14 protein-coding genes are annotated in these 19,610 nt (G+C 38.4%); 8 read left to right on the forward strand and 6 right to left on the reverse strand.

Annotation, left to right across the window (positions count from 1 at the left end; all coding sequences use genetic code 11):
- Positions 1–158 precede the first annotated feature (158 nt).
- Positions 159–3,824, forward strand: coding sequence for an AAA domain-containing protein (locus C3F22_RS02195; RefSeq protein WP_104425815.1), 3,666 nt, complete (start codon positions 159–161; stop codon positions 3,822–3,824).
- A 35-nt stretch (positions 3,825–3,859) separates the two neighbouring features.
- The gene (locus C3F22_RS02200) at positions 3,860–5,122 is read left to right on the forward strand and encodes a phospholipase D-like domain-containing protein (protein WP_228203567.1); all 1,263 of its coding nucleotides are present in this window, start codon (positions 3,860–3,862) and stop codon (positions 5,120–5,122) included.
- Here the strand turns inward: C3F22_RS02200 and C3F22_RS02205 are convergent.
- The gene (locus C3F22_RS02205; RefSeq protein WP_253105210.1) at positions 5,113–6,081 is read right to left on the reverse strand and encodes an IS30 family transposase; all 969 of its coding nucleotides are present in this window, start codon (positions 6,079–6,081) and stop codon (positions 5,113–5,115) included. The genes C3F22_RS02200 and C3F22_RS02205 overlap by 10 nt on opposite strands.
- Before the next feature lie 77 nt (positions 6,082–6,158).
- Between C3F22_RS02205 and C3F22_RS02210 the strand changes: the two genes are divergently transcribed.
- A complete protein-coding gene (locus tag C3F22_RS02210; RefSeq protein ID WP_228203568.1) occupies positions 6,159–6,848 on the forward strand; it encodes a hypothetical protein in 690 nt (229 codons plus the stop codon).
- A 200-nt stretch (positions 6,849–7,048) separates the two neighbouring features.
- On the opposite strand, the gene C3F22_RS02215 is transcribed toward C3F22_RS02210, so the two are convergent.
- The 4 genes from C3F22_RS02215 to C3F22_RS02225 all read right to left on the reverse strand — a co-directional run bounded on the left by C3F22_RS02215 (position 7,049) and on the right by C3F22_RS02225 (position 12,502).
- A complete protein-coding gene (locus tag C3F22_RS02215; RefSeq protein WP_104425817.1) occupies positions 7,049–8,332 on the reverse strand; it encodes a ribonucleotide-diphosphate reductase subunit beta in 1,284 nt (427 codons plus the stop codon).
- 315 nt (positions 8,333–8,647) lie between these two features.
- Entirely contained in the window at positions 8,648–8,884 is a 237-nt protein-coding gene (locus C3F22_RS02220; protein WP_104425818.1) for a DUF2188 domain-containing protein, read from the reverse strand.
- Between the two features lie 227 nt (positions 8,885–9,111).
- Entirely contained in the window at positions 9,112–9,240 is a 129-nt protein-coding gene (locus tag C3F22_RS18245) for a hypothetical protein (protein WP_286739507.1), read from the reverse strand.
- Between the two features lie 427 nt (positions 9,241–9,667).
- Positions 9,668–12,502, reverse strand: a complete 2,835-nt coding sequence (locus tag C3F22_RS02225; RefSeq protein ID WP_104425819.1) for a ribonucleoside-diphosphate reductase subunit alpha — start codon at positions 12,500–12,502, stop codon at positions 9,668–9,670.
- 569 nt (positions 12,503–13,071) lie between these two features.
- Between C3F22_RS02225 and bfmR the strand changes: the two genes are divergently transcribed.
- Both bfmR and bfmS read left to right on the forward strand, forming a co-directional pair.
- The gene (bfmR, locus tag C3F22_RS02230) at positions 13,072–13,788 is read left to right on the forward strand and encodes a response regulator transcription factor BfmR (protein ID WP_004785097.1); all 717 of its coding nucleotides are present in this window, start codon (positions 13,072–13,074) and stop codon (positions 13,786–13,788) included.
- 41 nt (positions 13,789–13,829) lie between these two features.
- Positions 13,830–15,506 (forward strand): sensor histidine kinase BfmS, encoded by a 1,677-nt coding sequence (bfmS, locus tag C3F22_RS02235; RefSeq protein WP_171284714.1) that lies wholly within the window; start codon positions 13,830–13,832, stop codon positions 15,504–15,506.
- 60 nt (positions 15,507–15,566) lie between these two features.
- Here bfmS and C3F22_RS02240 read toward each other — a convergent pair whose 3' ends face one another.
- Positions 15,567–15,923 carry a hypothetical protein gene (locus C3F22_RS02240; RefSeq protein ID WP_004785094.1) on the reverse strand — a complete coding sequence of 119 codons (357 nt, stop codon included), beginning with the start codon at positions 15,921–15,923 and terminating at the stop codon, positions 15,567–15,569.
- Between the two features lie 575 nt (positions 15,924–16,498).
- Here C3F22_RS02240 and ndhC point away from each other — a divergent pair.
- The 3 genes from ndhC to nuoC all read left to right on the forward strand — a co-directional run bounded on the left by ndhC (position 16,499) and on the right by nuoC (position 19,609).
- Positions 16,499–17,044 carry an NADH-quinone oxidoreductase subunit A gene (ndhC, locus tag C3F22_RS02245; RefSeq protein WP_004785092.1) on the forward strand — a complete coding sequence of 182 codons (546 nt, stop codon included), beginning with the start codon at positions 16,499–16,501 and terminating at the stop codon, positions 17,042–17,044.
- Between the two features lie 6 nt (positions 17,045–17,050).
- Positions 17,051–17,731: a NuoB/complex I 20 kDa subunit family protein gene (locus C3F22_RS02250; RefSeq protein WP_008307457.1), complete on the forward strand. Its 681-nt coding sequence runs from the start codon at positions 17,051–17,053 to the stop codon at positions 17,729–17,731.
- A 90-nt stretch (positions 17,732–17,821) separates the two neighbouring features.
- Entirely contained in the window at positions 17,822–19,609 is a 1,788-nt protein-coding gene (nuoC, locus tag C3F22_RS02255; RefSeq protein WP_008307459.1) for an NADH-quinone oxidoreductase subunit C/D, read from the forward strand.
- Position 19,610 lies beyond the last annotated feature (1 nt).

Raw genomic sequence — 19,610 nt, forward strand, 5'->3', positions numbered from 1 at the left:
TTGAAGATTTATAACTTACTTCTTGATTTCCTAAGCTATTGAAATTTAATTAATTTTAAATTATTATTTATCTGATAAACAAATCTGTATAAAAAAGATACGGGGATCTCGTGCTTAATTGTAAGCATTCTATTTGTAATTAAATTAGGTAAATTTTAATGCAAGATTATAAGGTACTACAAAACTATATTGATGAAGAAATAATATATGAGGGTAAGAATTATAATTTATATAAATTATATCGAGAAGCTTCCCCAAGTGATTATATAGGTGATGAATGTTTCTTTATGAAAATTTGGCCGAGAATTAATCAAAAAGATGAAATTATTAAAGAGATTTGGTTGGATGAAGTAAGACAATTACAATTATTAAAAAATTACCCAAATTCAGAAAGGTATTTATTAGTTATTAATAATGCATATTATGATGATGAAAGTTTTAGTATCACATATGAGTGTGATGAAAATGATATTTTGTTATCCACATATATAAATGACATTAACAAATCAAGCCAAAGACTAAAAAGAAAAAGCTGGATATATTTCCAAAATTTGATGATACCATATCATCGTATTAAGTTATGGAAAAATATTTTAAGTATAGCCTTTGGGTTAGATATTTTACATCAAAATGGTCTTTTACATAGAAAAATAAGTCCAGAAAATATTGTAATTAGATTTGAAAATGATATTAATTTTTTTAGATTAACAGGATTCGAATGGTTACTCTCAGTAAATAAACTTAAACCTTCATATATGGTTAACTTAGAAAGTACTTCAATGGTTTCTTCATATAATGAAGATTGGTATTTGTTGGGTAATTTAATTGAATCATTACTAGTAGTAGGGATTGATGATAGCCTATCAGATCATGATTTTAATTATTTAACTGAAAATGAAAAAAAATTAATAGATAAATTAAAAAACATTTGTAAATTGAAGAATATTTATCGAGATAGTCATCTTTCTAGTTCGGAGATTATTGAAAGTATAAAGTATATTATTTTCTCATTAGAAAATGAACTAGATGCTGATACAAATGAAATTAAAACATATGATATAACAATTAATAGAAAGAAAATAGAAAGTTTTTTGGGTATTTTAAGCAAGTTCTTAAAAAAAGATAAAGATAATGAAATCTTGATTGATGATTTTTATAAATTTGTTAAAAATGATATTGATTTAAATAAAATAAATATTATTAAAAGTAATATTAAAGATGGAGAGTTGTTTTTTATACAAGGTAATCAGCTTTTATATGAGATAAAACCTACTAGAGTTGAGGGGACAAATAATTTTCAATGGAGTAATCTTGTATTAATTACAAATATTTATTGTGATTCTAAAAGTCTGAAAGGTTATCATAAAATCTCTAAAGATTTTTCAATAAAATTAAATTTGGTTTCTAGCTCTAATTCATCAAATTCCTGGATGAACATAATTGATAGTTTTAAGAAAGAACAAGTATTAAGTGAGGATGTTAGGAATTTTATTAATACTATGTTGCTTTGTTATTCCATTGAGGTTTCAGAGTATTGGACAAAAGTTTTTAAAGCAAATGTTAAAGTTAAAATTGGGAATAATAACCAAGATAGTATTATTTTAACTATTGATCCTGAAAAAAACAATGAAAATTTAAAATTCTCAAAAATTATAGATAAGCCAATATCTACTCATCATTTTAAAAGTTTAGTTACTGAAATGGATGAAAAAGAATGGATATTATCTAATAAACTTCCTACTGAAAAAGATGATTTTCACGCTTCTCCAAATATTAAAACAAAAGGGTTTTCTACTAAAAACTTTAAAATAATAATCACTTTTAGGAAGCACGAAAAAACTCTAGCTTGTTATGATTTTATAGTAAAAAATGATCCTCAAAATCCAAATACGTTAAAGGATATAAGCCAGATCATTAATGAACAAGAACTATATATATACCCAAAATCTTTACTTGCAAATTATACAGCACTATTGCGCAGAAATTATACTTTAGAGCAAGTCGCGAAAAATTCTGCTTTAATTTCAAGTATTATGCATATGGAAAGCAGTACGTCAAAGCTGAAATATCCAAATAAATATGTAAAAGTATATGATAAGTTAGATAATTCTAAGCAAAATATTTATCGTGAGGCATTAGATACTTATCCTAATTATATTGTGCAAGGACCACCAGGAGTTGGCAAAACATTTTTAGTAACCAGTTTGCTAGAGCAAATCTTTAATGATGAGCCAGATAGTAAAGTCGTCTTAAGTGCTCAAAGCCATGCAACTGTACAAGTTCTCTATGATGAAATTAAAAAAGGTCCACTATCAGACAATTTAATGATTTTAGATACTTTTAATAATATTGAAGATGAAATAGAGGATAGAGGTGATATTCAGCAATTTGAAAAACATACTGCTACTTTGTGGGATAGTATTAAAGAAAGCCTGATGTGGCAGGATGCTTCAAAATATTTAGATTTAAATGAACAAATAAAGAAAGCTACTGAATCAAATTATCTGCGTAGATCTCTTTATAGGCATGTTCTTAGTAGTGCCAATATTGTATTAGCTACATCAAATTCTTCTACAATTGAGACGATTAATAGAAATAATCACCAATTTGATTGGACAATTTTAGAAGAGTCAGGGAAGGCCTCTGGTTTAGAGTTGCTAAGTCCTCTTTTACTATCATCAAAGCGTTTATTGATTGGAGATCACAAACAATTACCTCCTTTTTCTGAAAATACTATTAATAAAATTTTATTAGGTGAAAATTTTGATGTTCCTCTTTTAATACAAAGTGTCTCTACAGGCCCTTTTTCGAGTAATTTAACAAAATTATCTAGTCTGAATGAGTTTTCTGAAGTAGCTCAATATGTAAAAGATAATTTAAATGATAATAGTGTAGAGTTTTTAGAATATTTTTCCAATAAATATCATCCGGTTATTGAAAATGTTCGAAAATATTTTTCACTATTCCAGACTTTGGTTAAAAATATTGAAAAATATAAAAAAGCTAAAAGTAGCCGTCTTATGGGGGATATTATTACTGAGCAATATCGGATGCATCCAGATATTTCAGAAGTGGTTTCTACATTGTTTTATAATTCAGAACTAAAAAATAATTCAGAAAATGAAGAAAAATATTTAAACACAATTAATAGGCCATTCAAGTTTTCAATATGCTCTGATTTGCCAGATTTAAATAAAAATAAAGGTTTTATTTGGCTCGACATTTGTGATCCTAATAAATTGCGAGAAGCTAGGCCACTTGAAAATAATTTGGCTAATGAGGCAGAAGTTGATGTTATCAGAAGAATGTTAGAAGCAGTTCAAGTCACAGAAGTAGCTAAAAAGAATCCATCAATAGTTATTCTAACTCCTTATAAAAATCAAATTGCTAAAATTAATGAAATGATTAATGAGGAAAATTTAATTAATAAGTTGAAAAGCAAAGGATTCTATTGTGGAGTGGAGCTTTGTAAAACAGTTGATTCATTTCAAGGAGGGGAAGCGGATCTTGTAATTGTGAGTCTTGTCAGACATAACATCAATAAATCTGATAAGAGTTCATTAGGTTTTTTGCTTGATGAAAGACGTTTAAATGTAATGTTTAGTAGAGCAAAATATCAAATGTTTGTAATTGGAAGTATAGGAATGTTCGAATATTGGGCTTATCGAGCACCATTTGAGAAAAAATTGGATATTATTAATGACTATCAATTTATAGACACATTATGTAAATGGGTCAACGAAGAACCTAATATAAATAAAGATAGTGTTAGTCCAATTAAGAAGATAGATATTACTTCTCATATAAGCCAATTTTTTAAATAAATTTTACCTTTATTAATTTTCGTAAGCTATACAATATGAAATCATCCAATTCCAAACGTCCTAAAAAATCACAACCTTTTTATCTCATTGTTCCTTTTTCTTACGGGACTAATCTATTTACTTTTAAAAAGAAGAGTAATTGGAATATTATCGACCATTTATTGTTGAGAACTATTGCAGATAATGAATTTACTATTGATAAATTATCAGCATATTCTGGTATTCGTAGACAAATTTTAGTTCAAATACTTCTACCATTTTTAAAATTAAATTGGATTGAAATTATTCAAGAGCCTGAGAGTATTAGTGTAAGAATTACTGAGCGTGGTAAATTTATTGCAAAAGCTTCTGAATTGCCTTCGATAAAAAAAGAATTTTATACATATAGAGATTTTCTAGTTAATCTTACAAATGGTCAGTATTTAGGATTGTGTAATCACTCTTTTATTACTACTTATAATGAGAGTGACATCAATACTTTAGTTAATAGTTGGGATAATAAAAGATATATTAATATTAAGAATATACCGCATCCATATATTCTTGATACACAAGAACTTGGCTGTGCTGTTACCCAACCGAATGAAGAGCTTATTTCTGTATCGCCACCATTAGATAGAAGTTTATCAGTTAATAGGTACTTAATATTTAATGCAAAAATCAATAAAAATAATGAAATAGATATACATTTTTATGAGAATTATCTCAATCCAACATCTAGTAATGATTATTGCTCTATTTTTGGTTACTCCTTTAAAGAATATTTGTCTACAGAAATTAAAAAGCGATTAATCGAAAGTCAGAGGAATAATGAGAGTATAAAAGAAACATATCAATATGTCGGGGATGGTAGTTCAGAAAATTTAGCAAATCCTCCCAAAAGTTATAAGATATCTGAACAGCATGTTTCACTTATTTTAGGAGGGAATGAGCATCTTCAAAAATTTCTTGATGCTATTCGTGAGTGTAAAAACTATTTAATAATTCATTCTACTTTTATTCGTCCATCTAGAATAAATCTCTATTTAAGTGAACTATTAGATGCCGTTAACAGAGGGGTTAAAGTTATTATTTTATGGGGTAAAGATGATTTCGATTCACCTGATATTAGAGAAAAAGAATTAAGAAACTTTGAAGAGATTACCTCACAATTTAAAAAGCTTTATTGTGATTACAATGGAAGGATTATTTTACATGAAATCCAGACAGGGTCTCATGCTAAATATTTGCTTTGGGATACTGAAAATAATCATTGTTCGTTAATAGGATCTTGTAATTGGTGGCGAATTCAAACATGAGGTGCGACAGTTTCAAAAGCCTTATGATAATCAACAAGCTGAGCAAATTTCTCTAATGGTGTAAGCCAATCTAACGCTTTTCTAGGACGAGTATTCAGTGACATGGCGACTTGATTTAAATAATGCTGATCTGCCTGATTTAAATCAATCCCTTTAGGTAAATATTGCCTAATTAAACCATTCATATTTTCGCATGTACCTTTCTGCCATGGCGAATGTGGGTCACAGAAATATACATCTATGCCTAAATCTTCTTCGAGGATTTTATGTTCTGACATCTCACGTCCACGGTCATAGGTCAACGTTTTACGTAGTTCTGCAGGTAAATATTTCAGAGCTTCAGTTAAAGCCTTGCGCACTGATTCTGCCTTTGCATCAGGTAATGTTGCCAAGATACAGAGCCGTGTATTTCGTTCAATAAGTGTTGCTATCGAACTTTTATTGTCTTTACCTTTAATTAAATCGGCTTCCCAATGACCCGGTATTTTTCTTTCTTGAACTTCGGCTGGGCGCTCATGAATAGTTTTAATATCCTGTAATATAGAATCTTTTTTAGGTTCACCGTTAGCTTTTCGCTTTTTATTTTCATGACGCAGACAGGATAATAAGTCTTTTTTCAACTCACCCTTTGGTAATGCTCGTATAGTTGAATAAATCGTTGTATGGCTTACATTCATTGTTTGATCCAAATCAGGAAATGTCTTTAAACGCTTTGCTATTTGCTGAGGAGACCATAAACAACGGATCGCTTCAACAATAAATCTCCAGAGAATTGAGTCGATTTTGAGTTTTCTGTGACCGCGTCTACGTCTAGCGAAGGTGTTATCAGAAGCATATTGAGCTTGATAAACGTCATTGATGCTATTTCTTTTAAGCTCACGATAGATCGTACTAGGATGTCTTTTAATGAGTTCAGCAAATTTTCTGGCTGAAAAGCCTTCTTTTCTTGACTCAAGCATTAATGCAGTACGATCTTCAAAGTTAAGATGATGGTATGACAATTTTATATACTCCATAAACCCTTTAAATTAATTAGGTGGTTTATGTCGCACTTCAAGTTTTACTCTGCCGGTTTTTCTCAGAATTTAATCGTTATGAAGCTTCTGTATTTATTCAAGATAATGATTTTTCAAAAGAAATGATTCAAATATCAGCTAGTTTGACTACTGGTGCAAAATTAATTAATAACTATTTAGGTTCAGAATTATTAGATTTGGCTCAAAGTATTAAACCTAGCTCTAATCAAGACAATGAAAAAAATATTAATGTTTCACTTTTACTCAAAGGGCATCATTTGCGATATATACACGAAGCTAAGAAAGCAGAACATAGAGTTACCTTATTAAGTGATAAAATAAGCCCAAATCTACATAGAAGTATTTGGGATAGTTTATCAACTTGTAGGGTACGTGTTTCAGCATTTTACTCTACAGTCGATAAAGAAATTTTTGATCATAAGCAAGTGCAAAAGTTCTCTAACAGTATAGACAACGATAAAATTGCATTAAAACTTCATTCTCCACCCTCTGGAAATCATAGCCATGCCAAAGTGTTGGCTTGGGATAAAAATCATATTGTTATCACAAGCTTAAACTGGATGTCTTCTGATTCTTCAGGTAACTATAAGAACAACGATCTCTATCATGAATTAGGTATTTATTTAGAGGCTGATAAAATTGAACAAAAATTTTATTCAAATTTTTTTAATAATTTAAATCATGCATAAGTTTTAACTAATATAAGGGTTGTTAAGTTAAAGAAACCGCCATTAATGGCGGTTTCTTTATCAATGACAACTTATGTGTCGCTCAATGACATCTTATGCGTCGCAAATGACAACTTATGTGTCGCGTGACGGTTTGTAACAATCTCGAAATATGTGTCAAAAATCTCACATTATCTGTCATTCAGCGCATGTGATATTTCTTACCAGCTTAACGCACCACCAGTTTGGTAGTCTGTTACGCGAGTTTCGAAGAAGTTCTTCTCTTTACGCAGGTCCATCATTTCTGACATCCACTGGAATGGATTGTTCACACCAGTAAACTGTTCAGGCAAGCCTAACTGGCTCAAGCGACGGTTACAGATAAATTTCAGGTATTCTTCCATCATACCGGCATTCATGCCCAATACACCGCGTGGCATCGTGTCACGTGCATATTCGATTTCAAGCATGGTACCTTCAAGAATCATCTGAATCACTTCTTGCTGGAATTCAGCAGTCCACAAATGCGGGTTCTCGATCTTGATCTGGTTGATCATATCAATACCGAAGTTCAGGTGCATAGATTCATCACGCAGGATGTACTGGAATTGCTCAGCAACACCATTCATCTTGTTACGACGACCCATAGACAGAATTTGGGTGAAACCGCAGTAGAAGAAGATACCTTCAAGGACACAGTAGAACGCGATCAGGTTGCGAAGCAGGATCTGGTCGTTTTCTGGCGTACCGGTTTTGAAAGTAGGATCACTTAGAGACTGGGTATATTTCAGGCCCCAAGCCGCTTTACGTGCAACTGATGGAACTTCGCGGTACATGTTGAAGACTTCGCCTTCATCCATACCTAGCGACTCAATACAGTATTGGTAAGCATGCGTATGAATCGCTTCTTCAAATGACTGACGCAGAATGTACTGACGGCATTCAGGGTTGGTAATATGACGGTAGATCGCCAATACCAGATTGTTTGCTACCAGTGAATCCGCAGTAGAGAAGAAACCAAGTGAACGCATCACGATGGTACGTTCATCTTCAGTCAAGCCATTTTCAGACTTCCACAACGCGATGTCGTGGTTCATGTTGATTTCTTGAGGCATCCAGTGGTTCGCACAACCATCCAGATATTTCTGCCAAGCCCATTCGTATTTGAATGGTACTAACTGGTTCAAGTCAGCACGGCAGTTGATCATACGTTTATCATCAACCTGTACACGCTGTGCGCCCATCTCAAGTTCTTCAAGACCAGGCGCAACGTCCAGTTGGTCTAGGGAAGCAGATGCTCTTGCCAGTGAATTGGTTGAATTTGATCCTGCGCTTCGAGGGGCTGCAGCGGGTTGTGCAGCTGCCACATTCGACGATGTGTTGCTTGCATCAGATACCATCTGCGGATTAGCCGTTTTTTTCGGCTCGACGGGCGTAGGCTGCTGTTCAGGTGCAGCCGGTTTTTGCGAATCATCTTCGAAATCGTCCCAACTGAGGATAGACATACTAATACTCTCAAAAATTATACGCTCCATTGGATGAATTTGTGAGTAACAATAAAGTAAGTGCTGCTCAAGTATTCAAAGGGGCGAAATAGTTTTAATTAAAAAATTGTAGATATTGTAGTTATCATTACCCAAATTTGATAGTTATTTCAAATGTGATTAGATAAAAAATAAGCGAATTTATAGATATACTTTTGTTTTTTAATAGAAATAAGAAATGTAATAAAATCATTAATTTATATTGTGTTTTTGCATTGACTTTACCCCGACATAGTCGAGGTAAAATATCTATCTTTACTGTTTTTTTAAAGAGAACTATCCTTTGATCTTTCTTGGATCGTTTCCTGGCGAAATGGTGTTCTTTTCACGAATTAGACCATTTTTACCTTTGATGGTTATCTCACCGCCACCCGATTTTTGAAGCATAGATCGGGCTGAGTTGTAAGCTTCTTTTTGAGTATCATGAGCAGATGAAGCTTTGGAGTTACCATTGGCTTTATTTACCCATTTACCATTTTTCTCATAAATCATGCGATCATTTGACTTACTCATTTGAAATACTCCTATAGTTTGAGCAATCGTGTTTAGACTTATTTGACGATGGCTGAAAACTAGTAGAAAATATTCCCTAGCTTTTTCGTAAGAAAAGTCATCGCCTGAAAGTTAGTCATATATCTTTCAGGAAAAGGGATATCGTTGGCGCGATGTCCCTTTTTCATTTTCTGGCATCAGCTAAAGAACTGACATAACCAAAAGAAGTTGTGCTAAAAATCCGAGTACTACTTATTTTGATTACGCTGCTGGCGAACTTTGAGCCAGAAATAAGCAATTGGTAAATAAAAAGTAATGCCAAAGGAAATCAGCAATGCCGCAAGTCCTAACATGTAGTTGTGGGTCATATGGGGCATTGAGGTTTCCTTTGGTTTAAATTTGGGAGACATTGATATCTCCCAAATTCTCCTAATTACTTAGGATTACTACGATAATGTGAACATACAGTCTCAAATCGATTCAATCGACGTCGAATGTATGAACGCACATGTACACACTTCTTTCGAGGTGACATATCGCTTACTCCCATACAAATCAAGATGACTTGTACTGGCTCGATAGCTAATTCGATGATAGAATCACTATCGCATTCACATATGCCAGCCTCGTCGTGACCATCTTGGTATCACTTCGAGATTGAAAGCCTTCTAGTTAGTTTTGACGGACGCTAGAGGGCTTTTTTATTGCCTAAATTTCGTAATCCCCCTAAATCCCCCTTTAAAAAAGGGGACTTTCTCCCTCCTTTAATAAAGGAGGGTCGGGGTGGATTAGAAACCCGTCAGATTACTGACAAGCTTCACAATCAGGATTGTCAATTGAACATGCTTGTGGCACTGGCGCTGCCTGAGTGAAACCTTCTTCCTCTACAGGCGCTTCAGGTTTTTTCTCTTCAACCACTGACGCTGCAACTACAGGAGCCGCAACGGTTGCAGGTTTAACTGCGTTCAATGCACCAGTATTAATAGTTGATTTCTCAGCAGAAGTCGCACCCAATGCACGTAGGTAATAAGTCGTTTTCAGACCACGTAACCAAGCCATCTTGTAAGTGATGTCCAGTTTCTTACCGTTTGCACCCGCGATGTACAGGTTCAGAGATTGCGCTTGGTCGATCCATTTTTGACGACGGGAAGCAGCATCAACAATCCAGCGTGGCTCAACTTCAAACGCAGTCGCGAAGATCGCTTTCAACTCTTCAGGAATACGAGAAATCTTCTGTACTGAACCTTCGAAGTGTTTCAGGTCGTTGACCATCACCGCATCCCAAAGACCACGTTCTTTCAACGCACGTACCAAGTAAGGGTTGATCACAGTGAATTCGCCAGACAGGTTCGATTTTACATACAGGTTCTGGAATGTAGGTTCGATAGACTGAGATACGCCACAAATGTTCGAAATAGTAGCAGTCGGAGCAATCGCCATCACATTCGAATTACGCATACCGTCTTTTTGAACTTTGGCACGTAAAGTGTCCCAGTCCAGACGTTGTGTGCGGTCTACTTCAAACATGCGTTCTGGACGAGTTTTCGCAACCAGGTCAAGTGAGTCGATTGGCAGAATACCTTGATCCCACAATGAGCCTTTGAATGTTTCATACGTACCGCGTTCAACAGCAAGGTCACTTGAAGTTGAAATTGCGTAGTAAGAAATCACTTCCATTGATTCATCAGCAAACTCAACCGCAGCGTCAGAACCGTAAGCCATACCCATTTCGTAAAGCGCATCCTGGAAGCCCATGATACCCATACCGACTGGACGGTGTTTCAGGTTCGAGTTACGTGCTTGTGGAACTGCGTAGTAGTTGATGTCGATCACGTTATCGAGCATACGAACCGCAGTTTTTACTGTACGAGCCAGTTTTTCACGATCCAGCTTGCCGCCTTGAACGTGTTGTACCAGGTTGATCGAACCTAAGTTACATACTGCAATTTCTTCTTTGCTGGTGTTCAGGGTGATTTCTGTACACAGGTTAGAAGAGTGAACCACGCCTACGTGCTGTTGTGGTGAACGTAGGTTACATACGTCTTTGAACGTGATCCATGGGTGACCTGTTTCGAACAGCATCGACAGCATTTTGCGCCACAAATCTTTTGCACGGATTTTCTTGTGCAACATGTTTGTTTCTTTGGCAATGCTTTCGTAGTAAGCATAACGCTCAGCGAATTCTGCACCAGTCAGATCATGAAGATCAGGCGTTTCAGAAGGAGTGAACAGTGTCCATTCAGCATCTTCGAATACACGTTGCATGAACAAGTCAGGAACCCAGTTCGCAGTGTTCATGTCGTGAGTACGACGACGATCATCACCCGTGTTCTTACGAAGCTCAAGGAATTCTTCGATATCCAGGTGCCAGGTTTCCAGGTATGCACATACTGCACCTTTACGTTTACCACCTTGGTTTACTGCAACAGCAGTATCGTTGGCAACTTTAAGGAATGGCACCACACCTTGAGACTTACCGTTTGTACCTTTAATGTAAGAGTTCAGGGCACGAACTGGAGTCCAGTCATTACCTAAACCGCCTGCCCATTTAGACAACATTGCGTTATCACGCATCGCGCCATAGATGTCAAACAGGTCATCATCAATCGTAGTTAAATAGCAGCTAGATAACTGTGGACGTAACGTACCTGAGTTGAACAGAGTAGGCGTAGATGCCATGTAGTCGAAACTAGACAGTAAGTTATAGAACTCGATTGCACGATCTTCGCGGTTGTCTTCGTTCAGGGCAAGACCCATAGACACACGCATGAAGAATAATTGCGGCAATTCGAAACGCACGCCATCTGAGTGGATGAAGTAACGGTCAAATAATGTTTGCAGACCTAGGTAGGTGAACTGGTTTGAACGTTCCGGTTGAATCGCTGCAGCCAGTTTAGCCAGGTCAAAGTTTAACAATTCAGGTGAAAGAAGTTCTAACTCAATCCCTTTTTTCAGGAAAGTTTCAAGTGCATCACCTTCATTAGTATCAGTGGATAGACCCAAGAACTCTAAACCGGTAGCCACCAGGTCATCACGCAACAGACGTGCAGTCACATAAGTATAGTTAGGTTCTTGCTCAATACGGGTACGAGTCGCCATCATCATTGTGGTAGAGATGTCAGACTCTTTTACGCCGTTATAAAGGTTTTTTACGGTCTCATCGACAATCGCCTGTACGTCGATTCCTTCAAGGCCTTCAGCAGCGCGAGTTACAGTCGCAGTTAATTCGCTTAAGTCAAGCGGTTTTAACTTGCCTTCTGCATCAGTCACTTGCAGTGTAGGGTGATGGTTGGCACCTAACTGTTTGCGCGCTTCAGAACGTTGTTCACGGTAGATGACATAGGCACGTGCAACTTTCTGTTCGCCAGTACGCATCAGCGCAAGTTCAACCTGATCCTGAATTTCTTCGATATGGATCGTGCCACCCGATGGTAAACGGCGTTTGAATGTATTCAGAACCATTTCCGTTAATTGTTCGATACGGTCGTGTATACGGCTCGAATCTGCACTTTGCTGGCCTTCTACTGCCAAAAATGCTTTTCCAATTGCAACAGAAATTTTTTCTGCATCAAAAGCGGCAACATCACCGGTGCGTTTAATCACCTGAAGTTGACCCGGAGTGGACGTGATTACGCTCATGTTAGCATAGCTCCATTGTCATCTATTTTTATGTTTATGGACCGTTTGAACTGGGCAAAAATCGTGCCACAGTGTTCGAGGAATAAACACAAGACCTAGTGGTTATAAAATTAATTGAACACAAGATACGGGAAAATTTAGGGTAGATCAATATTGACATTTTGCTAAATATTTTTCTGAAGTTTTATCTTAATCTTTTGCAAAAAGATCCCAATTTTTATTGATTCTTGCATAAGCCTTATCCGGCAAGGCATAGCATATCAAAGCTGGCAAAAAGTGCTTATAGATAACATTGTGGATAACTAAAAAGGCCTGAATCAACAAGTCACATTTTGTTCAGATTAAGCTTTGATCGATGCAAATAAGCCGACAAACGGTAGTTAAATGCACATTCGAGTGAAATGTGCACGATAAAATATTACAAAATGCTACTTTGATGTATTGGTTTGGTGAACGCTATCTTGTTTACAATGTAAACGTGTGTATATTGCAAGCATATTAAAAACGTATCTATTGGATTTCAAAAGGATACGTCCGTAGCATACGTCCATCAAATAAAGGGGCAACACATGAGCCAAGAAGAAAAGTTACCTAAAATTCTAATTGTTGAAGATGATGAGCGTCTTGCTCGTTTAACACAAGAATACCTCATCCGTAATGGTCTTGAGGTCGGGGTAGAGCCGGATGGCAACCGTGCTATTCGTCGTATTATTGCCGAGCAACCAGACATGGTGGTTCTAGATGTCATGTTGCCCGGTGCTGATGGTTTGACCATCTGTCGTGAAGTTCGTCCACATTATCATCAACCGATTTTAATGCTGACTGCACGTACTGAAGATATGGATCAGGTCCTAGGTCTGGAAATGGGTGCAGATGACTATGTCGCTAAACCGGTTCAGCCGCGTGTCCTATTAGCTCGTATTCGTGCTTTATTGCGTCGTACCGACAAGGTGCCTGAAGATGAAGTGGCTCAACGCATCGAATTTGATGACCTGGTGATCGACAATGGTGGTCGTTCAGTGACCTTGAATGGTGAGCTGGTTGACTTTACCAGTGCAGAATATGACCTGTTGTGGCTGCTAGCTTCAAATGCGGGCCGCATCCTGTCACGTGAAGATATCTTTGAGCGTCTACGCGGTATCGAATATGACGGCCAAGACCGTTCAATTGATGTGCGTATTTCGCGCATTCGTCCAAAAATTGGTGACGATCCTGAAAATCCAAAACGTATTAAAACAGTACGTAGTAAAGGTTATCTATTCGTCAAAGAAACTAACGGTATCTAATCGGTGCCTTTAGCCGCCTGAATAAACAGGATAATTTATAGGTGTTTAAACACAGTATATTTTTGCGGATATACGCAGGCCTGGTCATGCTTGTGGTCCTGGTGGCAGTATTCAGCTATCTGCTGGTACAGATTATCAACTACCAGCGTGCGCAGGAGTATCGTGAATCCCTGACTGATGGTATGGCATATATCATCAGTGAGGGGGTTGCGAGACAGCCTAATCTGCAGCAAAAGATGGACTGGGTTTCAGATGCGTCTGATCTGTTGGAATTGCCGATCTACTATGTCGAAGCCAGTAAAGTGGATATTACCCGGGCGGAAGGTCGACGTCTGGCTGACCGTAAGGCAGTCGTGCGTTGGGATGCCAAAACCGGGGTAGCTTATATTGTCATTGGGCTACGCGATGATCCAAGTCATTATCTTTATATTAAGGCGGATAATATTACTCGACGTCAGATGAAGGCTTTACCGGTCTTTATTCTGGATTATCTGGTGTACTACCCAGGTCAGGAAAAAGAATACCTGAAGCGAATTCAGGATTATTTCTCTTATCCAATCTCGATCGAAAATGTCCAAAGCTTGCCATTAGATTCCGAGCAGATCGGACGTTTGCGTCTAGATCACAGCATTATTTTATATCGTGACAGTGCCTCAATTCGCGGTACTACGATTTCAATCATTTCTCCTATTCCTAGCTCGACGTCTGAAGTGCTGGTCATGGGGCCAGTGCCGTTATTTAACTGGATGCCATTCCAGTTAGCTGCCGGAATTACCTTATTGAGCTTGTTTGTCTTAAGTCTGGGGATTTATGGTCTGCTGGTACCAATGCAGCGTAAACTGCGTGAAGTTAGCTATGCCCTGAACAAGATGAAAACCGGAAATATGTCATTGCGTCTTCCGGTAGAGGGTAGTGATGAGATGGCGACGCTGGCTTCCAGTTATAACAATATGTCGGACCATATTCAGCGTCTGATTGAAGCGCAGCGTGAATTGATGCGTGCGGTATCGCATGAGCTGCGTACACCTGTTGCCCGTATCCGTTTTGCAATGGAAATGATGGCAGATGAAGACGACTATGATTACCGCTTGCAGCAGGTTGAGCAGATTGACAAGGATATTGAAGCCTTAAATACCTTGATCGATGAAATCATGACCTATACCAAACTGGAACAGGGCATGCCTTCAATTGAATTTGAAGAGATTGATCTGTTTGAAGTGCTGGATCAGGTGGCAGTCGAAACCGATGCTTTAAAAACAGGTAAAGAAGTCGAAGTGCTGCCGATGCCAGTACCTGTAACCGTACAAGCTGAACGACGTTACCTGCATCGTGTGGTGCAAAATCTGGTGGGTAATGCAGTACGCTACTGTGAGCAGAAAATCCTGATCAGCGGCGGACTAGATGCTAAGGGCATGGCGTATATCTGTGTAGAAGATGATGGTCCGGGGATTCCGGAAGCTGACCGTGCCCGTATCTTTGAAGCTTTTGCCCGACTTGATGATAGTCGTACCCGTGCTTCAGGTGGTTATGGTTTGGGCTTGTCTATTGTCAGCCGGATCGCTTACTGGTTTGGTGGAGAGATTCAAGTCGATCAAAGTCCGACACTGGGTGGTGCACGCTTTATCATGATTTGGCCAGCCACCCGTTATGGTAAAAAAATCAAGCAAAAACCTATCGAAAAGCTGGAAAAAACTGAAGTGTCAGATCAGTCAGAATAAGAGTTTAGGTGAAAAAAAACGATACATAGGTATCGTTTTTTTATGGCTATTTAAAGGGGATTATTCATGGATGGTAGCATCCGGTTCAATCAGTGGCTTGCCTTCTTTCAGGCTGTTTAAGGCATCAGAATTGAAGTTGATCAGCAACTTGTTGTTTTTAACATCTACCTGATAGCTCTGGATTAGTTTCTGGTCGCCAGACAAGGTTTCGAGCTTATACTCATCGGCAATATTCATAATACCGTCCAAGTTAATGCTGGAAGAGGCATAGTCTGTCTGGAAAAGTTTATGAATATCCCCTAAGTCAAAGATTGCATTGCTGGCATCCTGATGTTTTTGAATATAGCTTTCTACATGTCGCATCAATAATTGCGCAAAGAAAAAATAATCGGGTTTATGGGTAAATCGTAGAGACATGCATGGACTCCTTATTGTTACTTTATCAATGTCATAGTGTGTTTAAAAATAGAAATATCATAATCTGAATCAAACTGTTGGACGTGTTGCAAAAATACACAATTGCTCTTTTAAGGTTTACCGAGGGCGGGCAGAAAAGGGCGACTTCTAGTTGAATGACAACATTCATGTTAAACATCTTTTAAAAATACACTTATTTTTTTCGAGGCATTATGCAAAGGTGAAATGTTTTTGATTGATTCTTTATAAGTTTCTTTTCATTAGGTAGGTAGCCAGCCACTGTAAAGGAGTGAGGCTTACTTAAGCAGAGCTTTAAAAGTCTATCTGGGTTTAGAAAAAAATAATGGAAATTTAAACTTTAATTTAAAAAAACGATCGGTTGAGATTCTATGAGCTTAAAGCCAGAATAAAATTAGGAATGTCTAAAAAATCATCCAAAAGACTAAGGCTTATAAACTAGCAAGTGAAATCCAAAATCAGGTACAATTGGCGGGATTAATTTTGTGTTTGGTGTATTTGAAGGCCAATACATACATTCTTTGTTAATAAATCGGCCTGCCAGGAGTTATCCCCGCATGAGTGCCATTACTCCATACGAATGGGCAATTATTGCCTTCGTGATCGGCGTTACATTTTTATGCGTCTTTATGCTCACTGTCCCATTACTCCTCGGGGGTAAATCATGGGGCCGTGCCAAGCAGGAGCAGTTTGAGTCAGGCGTAGTCAGCGCAGGTGGAGCTCGTATCCGCTTGTCTGCGAAATTCTATTTAGTTGCAATTTTCTTTGTAGTCTTCGACCTCGAAGCACTTTACCTGTATGCATGGGCATCTTCTGTTCGTGAAGTAGGTTGGATTGGTTTTGCAACTGCAGCTATCTTTATTTTGGTTTTACTTGTTGGTTTGGTTTACGAATTATCGACAGGCGCACTGAACTGGGCACCTTCAGACAGACGTAAAGCAGCAGGATACAAAGCTAAAATTGGTTCGCCAAATATGGATCTTGCAGAAATTACGCGCTTCAACTCTGTTGAAGAATTGGTTATGGATCCAACTGGTCAAATCCCAGCTCAATCATCTGGTCTTGTGAAAAAATCACAAGTTCAACCCTCTGATAAGGAGTAACTCGGGATGAAATATACATTAACCCGTGCGAATCCGAATGCTGATGAATATCCACTTCAAGAGCGTATCGTTGTAGAAGATCCGCTTCTAGAAGAAGAAGTGAATAAAAATGTGTTCATGACTCGCCTAGAGGATGTAATGCACACAGCAGTGAACTGGGGTCGTAAGAACTCAGTTTGGCCATTTAACTTTGGTACATCTTGCTGCTACGTTGAATATGCAACGACTTTGACCGGTGTGCATGACTTGTCACGTTTCGGTGCAGAAGTTATCCGTGCTTCACCGCGTCAGGCAGACTTGATGATCGTAGCAGGTACATGCTTCGTGAAAATGGCTCCGGTAATTCAACGTCTGTATGAACAGATGCTTGAACCGAAATGGGTTATTTCAATGGGTGCGTGTGCGAACTCAGGTGGTATGTACGATATTTATTCAGTCGTACAAGGTGTGGACAAGATTATTCCGGTAGATGTATACGTTCCGGGCTGCCCACCACGTCCTGAAGCATTGATCCAGGCATTAATGCTGTTACAAGACCAAATTCAATTAGAGCGTCGTCCGCTGTCTGCGGTAATCGGTGATGATCTTAAGCCAGTGTATAAGCCAAAGATGATACCGGAACGTGACCGTAAGAAAGACCAGCGTGTGGCTGTGAAGAACTTACGCTCTATGGATGAAATTAAATAATTTAAACGACCGGTTTTTTGTTGTGCACCCGCTATGGGTGTAGTTGTCGTTTAGGTTGACTGAATTTGTATTAAATAGGAAGCCAAGCCAATGGCTGAAACTGACATTGCTATGCCAGAATCAACAGCAGTTGATTCACGCCCAGCATTTGCCATCATTGAAGAGCTCAAAACCAAGTTTGGTGAGAACTTCTTTGTGCAAACGACTTTCGAGGATTTCCCGACAGTTTGGGTTGAGCGCGCACGTGTACAAGAAGTACTAATGTTCTTGCGTACCGTGCCACGTCCATACGTGATGCTATTCGACTTGTCTGCAGTAGATGAGCGTTTACGTACGCACCGTGACGGTTTGCCTGCGTCAGAATTCACAGTGTTCTATCATTTATTATCTTTAGAGCGTAACTGTGACATTCGTATTAAAGTTGCATTAAGCGACAGCGATCTGAATATTCCGACCGCAACGAATATCTGGCCAAATGCGAACTGGTATGAGCGTGAAGCTTATGACATGTTCGGCATCAATTTCGAAGGGCATCCAATGCTCCGTCGTATCTTGTTGCCAACCTACTGGGAAGGTCACCCGCTACGTAAAGAATATTCTGCACGTGCAACGGAATATACACCGTATATGCAGAACCAAGCCAAACAAGACTTCGAGCAAGAACACCTTCGCTTTGTTCCTGAAGATTGGGGCTTAAAGCGTGGTAATAAAGACGAAGACTTCATGTTCCTGAACTTGGGTCCTAACCACCCATCTGCGCACGGTGCGTTCCGTGTAATTTTGCAGTTGGATGGTGAAGAAGTGAAAGACTGTGTGCCAGATATTGGCTATCACCACCGTGGTGTGGAAAAGATGGCTGAACGTCAAACTTGGCATTCATTCATTCCTTATACTGACCGTGTGGACTACTTAGGTGGTTGTGCTCAAAACATGCCGTATGTGATGGGTGTGGAACAACTGGCAGGTATTACTGTGCCAGACCGCGCACAATGTATTCGTGTCATGATGTCGGAACTGTTCCGTATCAATAACCACTTGCTGTACATCGGTACTGCGATTCAGGATGCCGGCGGTATGACCCCAGTATTCTATATGTTCGCTGACCGTCAGAAAGTGTATGACATCGTGGAAGCGATTACTGGTTACCGTATGCATCCAGCATGGTTCCGTATCGGTGGTACTGCACATGATTTGCCAAATGGTTGGGAAAAACTGGTTCGAGACTTGCTCGACTGGATGCCTAAACGTTTGAACGAATACTATACTGCAGCACTGAAAAACTCTGTATTCATGGGTCGTACCCGTAATGTGGCTCAGTACGATGCGAAATCTGCATTGGCATGGGGTGTAACAGGTACTGGTCTGCGTGCGACAGGTATCGACTTTGATGTTCGTAAATACCGTCCATACAGTGGTTATGAAAACTATGACTTCGAAGTGCCAGTTGAGTACGAAGGCGATGCATATGCTCGTGTGATTGTTCACTTCCGTGAAATCGAACAGTCACTGAAAATCATTAAGCAGTGTCTAGAGAATATGCCTTCTGGCGCGTACAAAGCGGACCATCCGCTGGCTGTTCCACCACCAAAAGACAAAACATTACAAGATATTGAAACCTTGATTACGCACTTCTTAAGCGTTTCTTGGGGCCCTGTAATGCCTGCAGGTGAATCATCTGTGATGGCAGAGGTGGTGAAAGGTGCGTCGACTTATTATCTGACTTCAGACAAGTCAACCATGAGTTACCGTACCCGTATTCGTACACCAACTTTCACGCATTTACAGCAAATGCCTTCTGTGATTAACGGCAGTCTTGTATCTGACTTAATCATTTATTTAGCGACAATCGACGTCGTAATGGCTGACGTGGATCGCTAAG

Origin of the sequence: Acinetobacter sp. ACNIH1, from assembly GCF_002934695.1 — a bacterium.
GTDB classification, from domain to species: Bacteria; Pseudomonadota; Gammaproteobacteria; order Pseudomonadales; family Moraxellaceae; genus Acinetobacter; species Acinetobacter variabilis.

What these genes read in the sequence shown, in the direction of transcription:
- C3F22_RS02205 (WP_253105210.1), bottom strand. Translation starts at nt 6,081, where the DNA reads ATGCTTGAGTCAAGAAAAGAAGGCTTTTCAGCCAGAAAATTTGCTGAA.
- ndhC (WP_004785092.1), top strand. Translation starts at nt 16,499, where the DNA reads ATGAGTGCCATTACTCCATACGAATGGGCAATTATTGCCTTCGTGATC.
- C3F22_RS18245 (WP_286739507.1), bottom strand. Translation starts at nt 9,240, where the DNA reads ATGCCCCATATGACCCACAACTACATGTTAGGACTTGCGGCATTGCTG.
- C3F22_RS02250 (WP_008307457.1), top strand. Translation starts at nt 17,051, where the DNA reads ATGAAATATACATTAACCCGTGCGAATCCGAATGCTGATGAATATCCA.
- C3F22_RS02215 (WP_104425817.1), bottom strand. Translation starts at nt 8,332, where the DNA reads ATGTCTATCCTCAGTTGGGACGATTTCGAAGATGATTCGCAAAAACCG.
- C3F22_RS02240 (WP_004785094.1), bottom strand. Translation starts at nt 15,923, where the DNA reads ATGTCTCTACGATTTACCCATAAACCCGATTATTTTTTCTTTGCGCAA.
- C3F22_RS02200 (WP_228203567.1), top strand. Translation starts at nt 3,860, where the DNA reads ATGAAATCATCCAATTCCAAACGTCCTAAAAAATCACAACCTTTTTAT.
- nuoC (WP_008307459.1), top strand. Translation starts at nt 17,822, where the DNA reads ATGGCTGAAACTGACATTGCTATGCCAGAATCAACAGCAGTTGATTCA.
- C3F22_RS02220 (WP_104425818.1), bottom strand. Translation starts at nt 8,884, where the DNA reads ATGAGTAAGTCAAATGATCGCATGATTTATGAGAAAAATGGTAAATGG.
- bfmR (WP_004785097.1), top strand. Translation starts at nt 13,072, where the DNA reads ATGAGCCAAGAAGAAAAGTTACCTAAAATTCTAATTGTTGAAGATGAT.
- C3F22_RS02225 (WP_104425819.1), bottom strand. Translation starts at nt 12,502, where the DNA reads ATGAGCGTAATCACGTCCACTCCGGGTCAACTTCAGGTGATTAAACGC.
- C3F22_RS02195 (WP_104425815.1), top strand. Translation starts at nt 159, where the DNA reads ATGCAAGATTATAAGGTACTACAAAACTATATTGATGAAGAAATAATA.